A 13,582-nucleotide genomic window follows, 5' to 3' on the forward strand; every position below is an offset into this window, starting at 1 on the left:
AGCCCTGCCGAACTACTTGTTCGGCAAGTTCGTCCTGATGTGCAGCTCGCGGAGCTGCTTGGTCGAGGCTTCCGACGGCGCGCCCATCAGCAGGTCCATGGCCTGCTGGTTCATCGGGAACAGCGAGATCTCGCGCAGGTTCGTGGTGCCACAGAGCAGCATCACGATGCGGTCGACGCCGGCGGCCATGCCGCCATGCGGCGGGGCGCCGTACTGGAAGGCGCGGTACATGCCGCCGAAGCGGTCGACCACCTCCTGCTCGCCGTAACCTGCGATCTCGAACGCCTTCACCATCGCCGCCGGCTTGTGGTTGCGGATGCCGCCGGAGGCGATCTCGTAGCCGTTGCAGGTGATGTCGTACTGGAACGCCTTGATCGTCAGCGGATCCTGGGTCTGCAGCGCCTCCAGGCCGCCCTGCGGCATCGAGAACGGATTGTGCGAGAAGTCGACCTTCTTGTCGTCCTCGTTGTACTCGTACATCGGGAAGTCGACGATCCAGGCCAGCTTGAACTGATCCTTGTCGGCGAGGTTCAGCTCGTCGGAGACCTTGTTGCGGGCGAGGCCTGCGAACTTCCAGAACTTGTCGGGATCGCCGGCGACGAAGAAGGCGGCGTCGCCCTCCTTGGTGCCGATCTGGCTGCGGATCGCAGCGGTGCGCTCCGGGCCAATGTTGTTCGCCAGGGGACCCGCGCCCTCGCCGCCCTCGCGCCACATGATGTAGCCGAGGCCGGGCTGGCCTTCGCCCTGCGCCCACGAGTTCATGCGGTCGCAGAACGCGCGGCTGCCACCACCCGGTGCGGGAATCGCCCACACCTGGTTCTTGGGGTCCTCGAGCATGCGCGCGAACACCTTGAAGCCTGAGCCGCGGAAGTGCTCGGAGACGTCGGCCATCTCGATCGGGTTGCGCAGGTCGGGCTTGTCGGAGCCGTATTTGCGGATCGCTTCCGCGAACGGGATGCGCGGCCAGCCTTTGGTGACCGGCTTGCCCTTGGCGAAATCCTCGAACACGCCGGTGATCACCGGCTCCATCGCCGCGAACACGTCCTCCTGCTCGACGAAGCTCATCTCGACGTCGAGTTGATAGAACTCGCCCGGCAGGCGGTCGGCGCGCGGGTCCTCGTCGCGGAAGCACGGCGCGATCTGGAAGTAGCGGTCGAAGCCCGACATCATCAGCAGCTGCTTGTACTGCTGCGGCGCCTGCGGCAGCGCGTAGAACTTGCCGGGATGGATGCGCGACGGCACCAGGAAGTCGCGCGCGCCCTCGGGCGAGGACGCGGTCAGGATCGGGGTCTGGAATTCGAAGAAGCCCTGCTCCTTCATGCGCCGGCGCATCGAATCGATGATCGCGCCGCGCGTCATGATGTTCTGGTGCAGCTTCTCGCGGCGCAGATCGAGGAAACGGTACTTCAGCCGGATGTCCTCGGGGTAGTCCTGCTCGCCGAACACCGGCAGCGGCAGCTCGTCGGCGGGGCCGAGGACCTCGATGTCGGAAACGTAGAGCTCGATCTTGCCGGTCGGCAGATCGTCATTGTCGGTGCTCTTGTTGTCGGCGCCGGCCGGGCGGCGGCGCACCTTGCCCTCCATGCGCACGACCCACTCCGAGCGCAGCTTCTCGGCGAGGCTGAACGCCGGCGAGTCCGGGTCGACGACGCACTGGGTGATGCCGTAATGGTCGCGCAGATCGACGAACAGCACGCCGCCATGGTCGCGGATGCGATGGCACCAGCCGGACAGCCGGACCGTCTCTCCGATGTTGCTCTCGCGGAGCGCGCCGCAGGTGTGGGTCCGGTAGCGATGCATGGTCGTCCTGAATGGTCGTCGTGAGGAAAAGGGAATCGGCGCAGCCGCAAGGGCGCATTGCCGAATGCGCGCAGGGTTTAGCCGAGCCGCCCCGGCGCGGCAACCGCAGGAACGGTCCCTTTTCGGCTTCGCGGCGGAAAAGGCCAGCTCGCCCCGGCCCTCACTGCAACGTCGGCGCATATGTCGAATTGAGCTGGCGCTGAAACGCTCATCTGACGGCCGTTTGGGCTCGAAAAACGGCCTCCTTGCGCCTATCTTGGAGCCATGACCGTGCATTTCCCCTTCCAGAACTCCTACGCCGCGCTGCCGGACAATTTCTTTGCCCGGGTGGCGCCGACCCCCGTCGCGGCGCCCCGCCTGATCAAGCTGAACCGGCCGCTGGCCGAGGAGCTCGGCCTCAACCCGACGGAGCTGGAGACGCCTGAGGGCGCCGCGATCCTGGCCGGCAAGACCGTGCCCGAGGGCGCCGAGCCGATTGCGATGGCCTATGCCGGCCACCAGTTCGGGCACTTCGTGCCGCAGCTCGGCGACGGCCGGGCGGTCCTGCTCGGCGAGGTCGTCGATCGCAACGGCGTCCGCCGCGACATCCAACTCAAGGGCTCCGGCCCGACGCCATTTTCGCGCCGCGGCGATGGCCGCGCGGCGCTGGGGCCGGTCTTGCGCGAATACATCGTCAGCGAGGCGATGGCGGCGCTGGGAATCCCGACCACCCGGTCGCTGGCCGCGGTCGTCACCGGCGAGCAGGTCTATCGCGGCACGGCCCTGCCCGGCGCGGTGCTGACCCGGGTCGCCACCAGCCACATCCGGGTCGGCACGTTCCAGTACTTCGCCGCCCGCCAGGACGTGGACGCCGTGCGCCGGCTCGCCGACCACGTCATCCACCGGCACTATCCGGATCTCGCCGGCACCGAGCGGCCCTACCACGCCCTGCTCGACGCCGTGATCGCGCGGCAGGCCAAGCTGATCGCCGACTGGCTCCTGATCGGCTTCATCCATGGCGTCATGAACACCGACAACACCTCGGTGTCCGGCGAGACCATCGATTACGGCCCCTGCGCCTTCATGGACGCCTACGACCCCAAGCAGGTGTTTTCCTCGATCGACGAGTTCGGCCGCTACGCCTTCGCCAACCAGCCGCGCATCGCGCTGTGGAACCTGACCCGGCTGGCCGAATGCCTGCTGCCGCTGTTCGGCGACGACAAGGACCAGGCCATCAAGGAGGCCGAGGCCGCGCTCGACGGTTTTGCGGCCCAATTCACCGATGCCCACCAGGCCGGCCTGCGGCGCAAGCTCGGCCTGTTCACCCAGGGCGCGGGCGACCAGCCGCTGGCGCAGGCGCTGTTCGACGCGATGGCAGCGGCCAAGGCCGACTTCACGCTGACGTTCCGCCGTCTCAGCGACGCTGCCGGCAGCGGCGATCTCGGCGAGGTCCGCGCCCTGTTCGCGGATCCCACCGGCTTCGACGAATGGGCGCAGCGCTGGCGCCAGCGTCTGGCCGAGGAACCACAGACCGCGGCGGAGCGGGGCGAGGCCATGCGCAAGGTCAACCCCGCCTTCATCCCGCGCAACCACCGCATCGAGGCGGTGATCACGGCGGCGGTCGAGAACGACGACTACGCGCCGTTCGAGCAGCTTCATGCGGTGCTGGCCCGGCCCTATGACGACCAGCCGGACCGCGCTGATTATGCCGATCCGCCGCAGCCGGAAGAGCAGGTGTTGCAGACGTTCTGCGGCACCTGACACGCAGTCTTAACCTCGCGTCCACCATCGCCCTGACAGCGCCCGGGTCCTTAAGAAACGATCAACGCAGCCCCGACAAGTTGAACCAACAAGTCGGGGAGGTCTGAGACGTGGACGCGCTGGTGTTCGAATTCATGGGTCTGGCGATGATCGCCTTGTGCCTGATCGTGCTCGCTGTGCCCTCGGCGCGCCGGCCCGCGGGCCGCGTCCGGCATCACTGACCGGCCCCCTGCCCGCCCATCATCAACCATAGAGCGATCGGCCGAGACACTGGCGCTTGCGTTCGGGGCGGATTGGGTCGACAAGCGGAGACGAATTTCGTTCCTTACCCTTTGCCGACACCCTTGACTTGTCAGCGTTTTCGGACGACGGCGTAAGAGCCTCGTCATGGATCGTTCATGGACTTGATCACCACCACCGCGGACCTCGCAGCCGCCTGCGCCCGCCTCGCCCGCCACCCGGTCGTCACCGTCGATACCGAGTTCCTCCGGGAAACCACCTACTATCCCCTGCTCTGCGTCGTGCAGATGGCGAGCCCGGACGAGGCCGTGGTGATCGATGCGCTGGCCGAGGGCATCGATCTCAAAGCCTTCTTCGAGCTGATGGCGAACGAGAAGGTCCTGAAGGTCTTTCATGCCGCCCGCCAGGACATCGAGATCATCTGGCACCGCGCCGGCATCGTGCCGCACCCGATCTTCGACACCCAGGTCGCTGCGATGGTGCTGGGATACGGTGACAGCATCGCCTACGACCAACTGGTCGAGCGCATCACCGGCCACCGCCCCGACAAGACCCACCGCTTCACCGACTGGTCGCGCCGGCCGCTGACCAAGGAGCAGGCGCATTACGCCGAGGCCGACGTCACCCATCTCCGCGACGTGTTCGCCGCGCTCGATGCCGACCTGAAGAAGCGCGGACGCAGCGACTGGGTCAGCGAGGAGATGGAGGTCCTGACCTCGCCGAAGACCTACGACTTCCACCCCGAGCGCGCCTGGGAGCGGCTGAAGACCCGCGTCCGCAAGCCGAAGGAATTGGCCGTGTTGATCGAGGTCGCGGCCTGGCGCGAGCAGGAGGCGCAGAGCCGCGACGTGCCGCGCAGCCGCGTGATGAAGGACGACGCCGTCGGCGACATCGCCACCCATGCCCCGACAACGATCGAGAAGCTCGGCAATCTGCGCTCGCTGCCCAAGGGCTTCGAACGCTCGAAATGGGGCTCCGACATCGTTGCCGCCGTGCAGCGCGGACTGGCGCGCGATCTCGCCGCCCTGCCCAAGCTGGAAAAGCCGCGCAACAACTCCAATGGCGCTGCGATCGTCGAGCTGCTCAAGGTCCTCCTGCGCATGACCTCGGAACGGCACGCCGTGGCGAGCAAGGTCATCGCCACCGTCGATGATCTCGAGCAGATCGCCGGCGATGACAATGCCGACGTCGCTGCGCTGCAGGGATGGCGCCGCGAACTGTTCGGCGAGGCCGCGCTGGCGCTGAAGCACGGCAAGCTCGCGCTCGCCATCGAGAAGGGCCGCGTCGTCCGGGTCGACCGGGCCTGATGGGCGTCGCAGCGGCTATGGCCGGCCGCGTCTTCCCCGAGTCTGCCGAGTTGATTGCAGCAGGCGGCACGGGTGTCCATGATCTCGCCAATCATTCGGCGCTGGTCTGCCCCCTCAACTCCGCCTCGATTGTCTGGGACACCTCAACCAGAGCCATCGAGAGAATGTAGACGCTGGTCGGCAGATTGAGCTGGCGCGCCTTCGCGATGGCTGCCCGGAGGCTGCTCGCCAGCTCTTTGAGCTCTTCCTCTCGGGTCATGTCGTGGTCTCGGTCCTGGAGCTGCCGCGTGAGCAAAGACAATTGCGAACCGCCGGAACAGAAGCTGCTGCGGCTGCTCAGCGAGAATCCGGTCGACCTGCACGTCGTCGAGGCCCTTCGCCTCGTCGTCGCGTTCAACAAGATCAGTGATCCGGCCGATCGTCGTATGATTATCGATCTGGCCGAACGACTCGCCTCAGGATGATACCGCCAATAGCCGCCGCGGTCACACCGCGAGCCGGCCGCCAGCGCCGATAAGCTCGGCGCCGTCGAGGACACCGGCAAAATTGCCGATCACCTTGGTTACAACCAACTTGTACAAGGCGGCGTCGCCGGCGCAGGCCTGCCGGCAGGCGACGGCGTCTCCGATCACCTGATAGCGGTGACTGCGGTGAAAGCCGTCCACCACCGTCGAGAGGATCGTCTCGTCCAGCGAGAAGCCGAGCAGCACGCAGCGCATGCTGCGCATGTTCGCCATGTACTCGGCGAACCGGGCCGAACTGTAGGCGGACGGCAGCGGATGCTCGAACGCGAGCTCCCCCGGGGTCGGCTTGAAGTCCGGAAGCCAGTTCGTCAAGTTGGAAGCCGGGTTGAACCAGGCTGCCTGTGCGATCCGCTTGAGATGAACGACCGGCCACAGGTTGTCACGCCAGAGCGCGATCAACTGCCGGCAGCGCGCCATGACGACGTCGCCATCGGCGATCAGATGCCTGCGTCCCTCGGCGAGATATTCGCACTGCAGATCGGCGCAGACGAGAACAGGCGGATCCGCCTCGGTGGCACCGAACAGATCTCGGCCCGGCATCATGGTCTCGCTGCGGCGAAGTCGTGCAAGGGCGAGGATGCCGGCCGGCCAGCCGAGAGATCGAGCACGCCCGGCCGATCCCAGTCGCCTTCCGGACGAATGATCATGTAGGGATCGCTGTCGAGCGTGATCGCATCGTCGCACGGCTCGAGGTCCAGCACCATCTCCGTGTAGGAGAAATCGGAGAATGTGAGCTTGCGATTATGGCCGAGCGGCTTGGCGCCGAAATGCGCCCAGAAATCGACGAGACGATCCTGCGCGTGGCCATAGGCCTTCTTGAAGCCCTTGCGCCTGCAATAGTCGAGCGCCTCGCGAACCAGCTTGAACGACAGCCGCGAGCGCCGGTACTGATGGCGCACCGCGAGCCGCTCGACCTTGGCGAAGTCGCCGAAGAAGCGCACACGCACGCATCCAGCCGGCTCCTTGCCGACGAAGCCGAGGAAGTGGGCTGCAACCAGATCGTTGCCGTCGAACTCCTCCTCCATGGGACAATCCTGCTCGGTCAGGTAGACCGCCGAGCGGATCGCGGTGACGAGCATGAGGTCATTCGGATCGCGCGCAATGCGCACGGTGATCGCGCGGGGATTCGTCTTTGCTGTCCTGGCCGAACTAATGCTGTGCATCCGCAATGCTCCCTTGTTCGAAACCCTTCATCGACTGGATCGAAGGCGCGATCATCTCGGGCATCCGGTTCCACGGCCGCTGATACCACCAGAGATCGGGCTGAAAGCTCGGCACCGGCGTGAAGCCGAGCGCGCCGAGAAAGGCGCGCCCTTCCGGACTCGATGGTTGCGCGTAGTAATCGGCGGCGCGAAATCTCGCGCCTTGCAGCGCCTGCGCGACGTTGCCGAGACCGATCGCTCCCCGCCCTTGCGCGACGAGCGCCCAGACATAGATGGCGGCTACGTCTTCGTCCGGCCGCGCCAGAAATCTGCGCGGCGGATCATTCAAATTGAACTCATCCAGGAGCAAAGCATCGAGGCCTGAGCAGTTGAGATAGAGGAACGCGATGCCGCCGAGCAGGTTCCTGCCGCGGTAGAGCGCGAAGATCGAGTCCGGATCGTGCCGCAAGAACTCCGCAAGCTCGTGTTCTGAGGCACGAACGCCCGGTATTTCCCGGCGTGCGAGCGCCGCGAGCTCACCGAGCCGATCGAGCGTGACCGCCCGCGCCGCGACCCGATCCGTCCGCGGCAGCGCGTCGAGCTGATGTCGCGGCGTGAATTCTGTGCTTCCGCGGTAGGGGTTCTGCATCTATGTTTCCAGCTTGGCTTTGATGACGTCATCATACTTGTCGGGGCTGGAGTGTATGCGGCAACATTTGCATCGGGGTGCTGCATCTACGCAGCGCAGGAAGTCTGACGAAACGCTTAACCCCTCGTGGGAGGATTTGAGAGCATTTCTGCTCTGTACGCGTCACCGCAGCTTCCGCAACGCGGCGGATGTGCTCGGACTGACCGGCACAACCCTGATGCGCAAGATCGACCGGCTCGAGGACGAGCTCGGATGCAAGCTCTTCATCCGTGATCAATCCGGCCTGTCGCTCAGCGACGAGGGACGATCGTTGCTGTTCGACGTCGAGCAGATGGAGCGGCTGAGCTTCAACATCTTCCGGCGTGCCTCGCTGTCGACCGACACGCAGGGGTCGGTGCGCGTCGCCGTGACCGAAGGCCCTGGCAATTTCTGGATCCTGCCGCGACTGATCGATTTCCAGAAGACCTATCGCAGGATCACCGTCGATCTGAGCTGCGCGATGCAGCAGGCCGACGTGTCGCGGCTGGAGGCCGACATCTCGATCCAGTTCGAACGGCCGACCAACCCTGACGTGATCGTTGCAAAGCTCGGCCGTCTGCACATCTACGGCTTCGTGTCGGAGGCCTATCGCGACGCGCATGGACTGCCGACGTCGCTGGCGGATCTCAAGAACCACCGCATCATCAAGCAGCACGGCGTGCAGCTCGACGAGACCGGCTATGCGCGCATCCTCGGCCTGGACTCCCTCGAAGGCATCGTCGGCATCTCAACCAATTCGAGCGTTGCCGTGCTCTACGCGGTCGAGCGCGGCGCCGGCATCGGCTTTCTGCCGACATCGGCAGTCGCGCTCGGGGCGCCGCTCGTTCCTGTCGATCTCGGCATCAACTACCACATGGATCTGTGGCTGACCTATCACAAGGAGTTTCGCAACTCCGACCGGCACAAGGTCGTCATCGACTGGTTGAAGCGCATCTTCGATCCGAAGGTCCATGCCTGCTTCCGGGACGAGTTCATCCATCCGCTGAATCTCGTGCCTCTGATGGCGCCCGCGCGGGATGTCGTCGGCTTCAACGGCTACGTCGCGCCGAAACCCGTATGACGGGCTACCATTTGAGCTCGACGCCGAGCGTGCCCTGATGCGATTGCAGCACCGAGCGAAGCTTTGCATCGTAGTTGAGATAGAGGCGTGCCGTTCCGTTCAGGGATAGCGACAGTGCCGCGCCGGCGTCGACGCCGTAGCGGCCCTCGCCAAGGCCCTGCAGCGTGATGCTCTGCGGACCGAGGCTGACGGTCAGCGCGCCGAGATTCTGACTGAAATTGTCGACCAGCTTGCCATAGGCCGAGACGTCGAGGATCTTGCCGTCGACGATGAAGTAGCGGCCGAACTCGGCGCCGACGAGAACGCGGGCGCGCTCCAGCGAGGTGCCGCTGACCGACAGCGGGTCGAGCCCGCCCGCTTCCTGGAATGCCGCCGTCGTGGCGCGCGTGTATTCGAAGGCGAGCTTCGGAACGATCCGGCTCTCCCCGATGCTCCAGTAGTAGTCGAGCTCGCTCAGCACGCCCGTGATGTGGGCGCCGTAGACCGACGTCGCCGCACCGAGGCTGGTGTCGCGCCGCGCACTGATCCCGCCGACGCCATGGACGACCGCGATCGCCCAGGTCCAGGGTCCCTGGTCGACCGAGGCGTTGAAGCCAAACTGCGTGAGATCGAGCGTCGCCGCTTGCAGCGCCAGCGGCACATCGACCCAGGTCCGGCTCTGGTCGACGGATAGTCCGACATTCACGCCCGGCACGAGGCGCATGCCGATACCGGCGACGCCGCCCCCAGTCGTCCTCTTGTCGCCGACGAAGTCGCGTTGCGCATCGCTACGGACGGTGACGCCATACATCTCGCCCCAGGTCCGGAACCGAGGCTGTTCCGAAGCCTCCGGCGCGCCGCCGCCCCCGGGATTGCTCCGCTGCAGCCGGGTGACGCCCTGCGTGGCCTGAGTCCCGAGCCGTTCGAGGAAGCTCGAGCCGAGATCGAGCACGGCTCGGCCGGCCGAACGTTCGGAACTGATCGCGCCTGGCGCAGGGCTGGGCAGTGGGCTCGGCGTTGGTGTCGGCGTTGGTGTCGGCGTCGGGCTGGCGGCGATGCTCGGCAGGCTGGCCTGCGCGACGCACGGCGAAGACGCGGCGGCCGTGCCGAGCGCGACGATGAGCAGCATCGCGCCCGACGCACCACTACGCATTCGCCGATCCGGCCTGGCTTGAGATGCCCCGCGCATCGATGCCCCGTTTCACCGCCGCTCAAATTCGCTTCAATATTGCCGCGATGATTTGCCCGCAGTTCCCGATCGCGGTCAATGAGGATTGCCCGTGCCGCGGCTTCCCTGCAGGGATTTGTGGTTCCAGCACCACAAGCCTCGCAATTGCAGCAACAGCCGGCGACGCGACGTCGCGACGCGTTCTCATCAGTCCGCCAACCTTGATATCGGCGGAAAATCGTGTTGCAATCTCCCGTACAATCGGATTGGCCGTTCGACTGTGCGTTTCGCGACTTTGGAAATTGAGCAGATCCCGGGAAGCCCGTTTGTGGCGTGGCACGCGTGAGCGTGGCCGCGTCTTTTTTTCGTCTAGACGAGGAGACAGCGATGCCGACCTACAAGGGCAGCGTGAAGTGGTTCAACCCGACCAAGGGATATGGCTTCATCAAACCGACTGGCGGAGACAAGGACGTGTTCGTCCACATCTCGGCCGTGGAGCGTGCTGGACTGACCACGCTCAACGAGAACCAGACGATCGAATATGATCTGGTGGAGAGCCGCGGCAAGACGTCGGCAGAGAACCTGAAGCTCTCGTGAGCATCGTCCCGGCGGAGGTCGCCACAGCGCGGGTTCGTAAACCAACTCACGAGCTCCGCGTCAGGTTCGCTCGCCGCCGATGATCAGACTTCGTCAGCCTTGATGTGCCCCCGGCCCCGCCGGGGATTTTTTTTGTCCGCGACAGCTAGCGGACGACCGGCCAGATCAGCGTATGATCGCCTTGCTCCACGGACGACGTCCGGCAGAGATCGCCTTCGAGCCGCACCAAACCCTTGGCCAACAGCTTCAGCGCCTCCGGATAGATCCGATGCTCGACGCCGAGAATGCGCGTCGACAGCGTGTCCGGCGTGTCGTCGTCCCTGACCACGACCGCGCCCTGCATCACGATCGGACCTGCATCCGTCTCCGGGATGACGAAATGCACGGTGGCGCCTGACAGCTTGACGCCGGCGCGCAGCGCCTGGCCATGCGGATCGAGGCCGGGGAATGATGGCAGCAGCGACGGGTGAATGTTCAGCATCCTGCCATACCAGCGCTGCACGAACTCCGCCGTGAACAGGCGCATGAAACCGGCCAGGCAGATGATCTCGATGCCGCGTGCATCGAGCGCCTGCTGCAGTCTGGCTTCGAACCCTGCGCGGTCCTTGCCGAACGGCTTGCTCTCGATGATTTCGATCGCGACGCCGCTCTCCTGCGCTTTCTGCAGCCCGGCCGCATCGGCCCGGTTGGAGATCACGACGGCGATCTCGGCCGGAAATTCCGGCTGCGCCGCCGCGTGGATCAGCGCGGCCATGTTCGACCCACGGCCCGAGATCAGGATGGCGACGCGGCGCTTCATCGGCACACTCGTCTCACAGAGCCAGATCGAGGGCGCCGGTGTAGATCACCCGCTCGTCGCCTGTCGCAGCAACGACCTCGCCGAGCCGCGCGACGTGCTCGCCATTCGCGGTGAACACCTCGATGACGGCATCGACGGCCTCGGCCTTGACGATCGCGATCATGCCGATCCCGCAATTGAAGGTGCGCAAGAGCTCGCGCTCGGCAATGCCGCCCTGCTCCGCCAGCCATTTGAAGACCGGCAGCACCGGCAGGCCCGTCAGGTCGATCGAGACGCCGAGATGCTTCGGCAGCACGCGTGGAATGTTGTCGGTGAAGCCGCCGCCCGTGATGTGTGCGAGCCCCTTCACCGCACCGGTCTCGCGGATGGCGCGAAGGCATGATTTCACATAGAGGCGGGTCGGCGTCAGCAGCGCCGCGCCGAGAGTCAGGACCGGCGCGAACGGCGCCGGCGCATCGAAGCCGAGGCCGGACTGGGCGACGATCTTGCGCACCAGCGAATAGCCGTTGGAGTGGACGCCGGAGGATGCGAGCCCCAGCACCACGTCACCGGCCGCGATGTCGGGAGACGGCAGCAGCGTGCCACGTTCCGCCGCGCCGACCGCGAAACCGGCAAGATCGTAGTCGCCGTCCTTGTAGAGGCCCGGCATTTCCGCGGTCTCACCGCCGATCAGCGCGCAGCCGGATTCCCGGCAGCCTTCGGCGATACCGGCCACGATCGACGCCGTCGCCTCCGGGTCGAGCTTGCCGCACGCAAAGTAGTCGAGGAAGAACAGCGGCTCGGCGCCCTGCACGACGAGATCGTTGACCGACATGGCGACCAGGTCGATGCCGATGCCGCCATGCAGCCCGGTCTCGATCGCGATCTTCACCTTGGTGCCGACGCCGTCGGTCGCCGCGACCAGCACCGGATCCTTGAATCCAGCGGCCTTGAGGTCGAACAGGCCGCCAAAGCCGCCGATCTCGGCATCCGCGCCGGCGCGGGCGGTTGCGCGCACCATGGGCTTGATCAGATCGACCAGACGGTTTCCGGCATCGATATCGACGCCCGAATCTGCATAAGTGAGCCCGTTCTTGCGCTCGGTCATGGTAAAAACCCCCAATCTGGCCGCTGGTTACGTCGGAATCCGGCCGCGCGCAATGGCTCGCAAGGGGCTCGTCCCCACACTATCTAGGAACCGTACCGGTTCGCCCTGTTTCGGAATCGGGTTGTCTTTTGATCGAGTCGTCGTCGGGACCCGCTGCGTGACCATTCCCCACAGTATCCCCAATCTGATCACGCTGGGTCGAATCCTGCTGGTTCCGATCGTCGTCTGGGCCATTGCGGCCGGCCAGATGGAGATCGCGTTTCTGGTCTTCGTGGTCGCGGGGGTGAGCGACGCCGTGGACGGCTTCCTGGCCAAGCGCTTCAACCTGCGGTCCGAGCTGGGAGCGCTGCTCGATCCTCTCGCCGACAAGGCGCTGCTGGTCTCGATCTTCGTCACGCTTGGCATCTGGGGCGCGATCCCGCGCTGGATCGTCATCCTGGTGGTCTCGCGCGACATCATGATCGTCTCGGCGGTGATCGTGTCCTGGCTGTTCGACCGACCGGTCGCGATGAAGCCATTGATGGTGTCCAAGCTGAACACGGTCGCCCAGGTGGGATTCGCGGCGCTCGTGCTGGCCTCGCTCAGCTTCGGCTTCGAGCCCAGGCCCTACGATGTGGTGCTGATGGTGCTGGTCACCGTCTTTACCCTCGTGTCGGTCGGGCTGTATCTCGTCGACTGGGTGCGCCACATGAGCACCATCGAGGTCCGGTGATCCTCCGCGGAGGGCCCGTCCTGACCTCACGCACCACACGATATGGAGCAATTCGATCTTGGCCGGCCATATCCCCCCTCGTCAGCTGGCCTTCGCGCTGCCGCATGCGGAGAGCCTGACGCGGGACAATTTCTTCGAAGGTCCAGGCAACGCGGCTGGGCTCGCTCTGGTCGACGCCTGGCCGGAATGGCCGGCGCGGACCATGTTCCTGGTCGGCCCCGACGGCTCCGGCAAGAGCCACCTCGCCGCGATCTGGGCCGAGCAGGCAGGCGCCCGATCGCTGTCCGCGCATGCCCTTGAGGTAGGCGTGGTCCCCGGGGCGCTCACCACCGGCGCGCTGGTGCTGGAGGATCTGACCGCCACCGGTCTCGACGAGCGGGCGCTGTTTCACCTGCTGAACCTGGCCCGCCAGGACGAGGCCTTCGTGCTGATCACGGCGCGCGAGGCCCCGGCGGCCCTGCCAATCGCCCTGGCCGATCTGAGGTCGCGGCTGCGTGCCGTCCCGGTGGTCACGCTGCTGCCGCCCGACGACCAGCTGTTCCGGGCCCTGATCGTCAAGCTGGCCGCCGACCGGCAGCTGGCGATCGACGAAACCGTGGTCAGCTATCTCGCCAGCCACATCGAGCGGTCCTATGCGGCGGCACGCCAGACCATTGCGCTGCTGGACAACGAGTCGCTGCGGCTCGGACGCCCCGTCACCCGGGCGCTGGCGGCGGAGCTGCTCCGCCCGGCGTGACCG

At 65.8% G+C, this 13,582-nt stretch carries 15 protein-coding genes; 7 read left to right on the forward strand and 8 right to left on the reverse strand.

The window, feature by feature from the left end; translation table 11 throughout:
- Positions 1-12: 12 nt before the first annotated feature.
- A complete protein-coding gene (aspS, locus tag QX128_RS02925; RefSeq protein WP_315800258.1) occupies positions 13-1,800 on the reverse strand; it encodes an aspartate--tRNA ligase in 1,788 nt (595 codons plus the stop codon).
- Between the two features lie 264 nt (positions 1,801-2,064).
- Between aspS and QX128_RS02930 the strand changes: the two genes are divergently transcribed.
- A complete protein-coding gene (locus tag QX128_RS02930) occupies positions 2,065-3,540 on the forward strand; it encodes a protein adenylyltransferase SelO (RefSeq protein WP_316236625.1) in 1,476 nt (491 codons plus the stop codon).
- A 398-nt stretch (positions 3,541-3,938) separates the two neighbouring features.
- The gene (gene rnd, locus QX128_RS02935) at positions 3,939-5,087 is read left to right on the forward strand and encodes a ribonuclease D (protein WP_315800260.1); all 1,149 of its coding nucleotides are present in this window, start codon (positions 3,939-3,941) and stop codon (positions 5,085-5,087) included.
- Between the two features lie 91 nt (positions 5,088-5,178).
- Here the strand turns inward: rnd and QX128_RS02940 are convergent, their stop codons facing one another.
- Positions 5,179-5,346, reverse strand: a complete 168-nt coding sequence (locus tag QX128_RS02940; protein WP_315800261.1) for a hypothetical protein — start codon at positions 5,344-5,346, stop codon at positions 5,179-5,181.
- A 28-nt stretch (positions 5,347-5,374) separates the two neighbouring features.
- Between QX128_RS02940 and QX128_RS02945 the strand changes: the two genes are divergently transcribed.
- On the forward strand, positions 5,375-5,551 hold the full coding sequence (locus QX128_RS02945) for a hypothetical protein (protein ID WP_315800262.1): 177 nt from the start codon (positions 5,375-5,377) through the stop codon (positions 5,549-5,551).
- Between the two features lie 21 nt (positions 5,552-5,572).
- Here the strand turns inward: QX128_RS02945 and QX128_RS02950 are convergent, their stop codons facing one another.
- Genes QX128_RS02950 through QX128_RS02960 form a run of 3 tightly spaced genes read right to left on the reverse strand, consistent with a single transcriptional unit; the run spans position 5,573 to position 7,402 of the window.
- Positions 5,573-6,154: an isochorismatase family protein gene (locus QX128_RS02950; RefSeq protein WP_315800263.1), complete on the reverse strand. Its 582-nt coding sequence runs from the start codon at positions 6,152-6,154 to the stop codon at positions 5,573-5,575.
- A complete protein-coding gene (locus tag QX128_RS02955) occupies positions 6,151-6,774 on the reverse strand; it encodes a GNAT family N-acetyltransferase (RefSeq protein WP_315800264.1) in 624 nt (207 codons plus the stop codon). The genes QX128_RS02950 and QX128_RS02955 overlap by 4 nt, the downstream gene beginning before the upstream one ends.
- Complete coding sequence (locus QX128_RS02960) at positions 6,761-7,402, reverse strand: hypothetical protein (RefSeq protein ID WP_315800265.1); 642 nt, start codon at positions 7,400-7,402, stop codon at positions 6,761-6,763. The genes QX128_RS02955 and QX128_RS02960 overlap by 14 nt, the downstream gene beginning before the upstream one ends.
- Before the next feature lie 55 nt (positions 7,403-7,457).
- Here QX128_RS02960 and QX128_RS02965 point away from each other — a divergent pair, with 55 nt between their 5' ends.
- Positions 7,458-8,501, forward strand: a complete 1,044-nt coding sequence (locus QX128_RS02965) for a LysR family transcriptional regulator (protein ID WP_315800266.1) — start codon at positions 7,458-7,460, stop codon at positions 8,499-8,501.
- Between the two features lie 4 nt (positions 8,502-8,505).
- On the opposite strand, the gene QX128_RS02970 is transcribed toward QX128_RS02965, so the two are convergent.
- The gene (locus tag QX128_RS02970; RefSeq protein ID WP_410053125.1) at positions 8,506-9,633 is read right to left on the reverse strand and encodes an autotransporter outer membrane beta-barrel domain-containing protein; all 1,128 of its coding nucleotides are present in this window, start codon (positions 9,631-9,633) and stop codon (positions 8,506-8,508) included.
- A 402-nt stretch (positions 9,634-10,035) separates the two neighbouring features.
- Here QX128_RS02970 and QX128_RS02975 point away from each other — a divergent pair, with 402 nt between their 5' ends.
- Positions 10,036-10,245: a cold-shock protein gene (locus QX128_RS02975; RefSeq protein WP_284423192.1), complete on the forward strand. Its 210-nt coding sequence runs from the start codon at positions 10,036-10,038 to the stop codon at positions 10,243-10,245.
- A gap of 145 nt (positions 10,246-10,390) precedes the next feature.
- Here the strand turns inward: QX128_RS02975 and purN are convergent, their stop codons facing one another.
- Complete coding sequence (purN, locus tag QX128_RS02980; RefSeq protein ID WP_315800268.1) at positions 10,391-11,044, reverse strand: phosphoribosylglycinamide formyltransferase; 654 nt, start codon at positions 11,042-11,044, stop codon at positions 10,391-10,393.
- 13 nt (positions 11,045-11,057) lie between these two features.
- Positions 11,058-12,131 carry a phosphoribosylformylglycinamidine cyclo-ligase gene (gene purM / locus QX128_RS02985; protein WP_315800269.1) on the reverse strand — a complete coding sequence of 358 codons (1,074 nt, stop codon included), beginning with the start codon at positions 12,129-12,131 and terminating at the stop codon, positions 11,058-11,060.
- A 157-nt stretch (positions 12,132-12,288) separates the two neighbouring features.
- On the opposite strand from purM, the gene QX128_RS02990 reads away from it, so the two are divergent.
- On the forward strand, positions 12,289-12,843 hold the full coding sequence (locus tag QX128_RS02990; RefSeq protein WP_315800270.1) for a CDP-alcohol phosphatidyltransferase family protein: 555 nt from the start codon (positions 12,289-12,291) through the stop codon (positions 12,841-12,843).
- 58 nt (positions 12,844-12,901) lie between these two features.
- A complete protein-coding gene (locus QX128_RS02995; RefSeq protein ID WP_316236627.1) occupies positions 12,902-13,579 on the forward strand; it encodes a DnaA ATPase domain-containing protein in 678 nt (225 codons plus the stop codon).
- The last annotated feature ends 3 nt before the right edge of the window (positions 13,580-13,582 follow it).

This window comes from Bradyrhizobium sp. SZCCHNR1015 (genome assembly GCF_032489875.1).
Classification (GTDB): domain Bacteria; phylum Pseudomonadota; class Alphaproteobacteria; order Rhizobiales; family Xanthobacteraceae; genus Bradyrhizobium.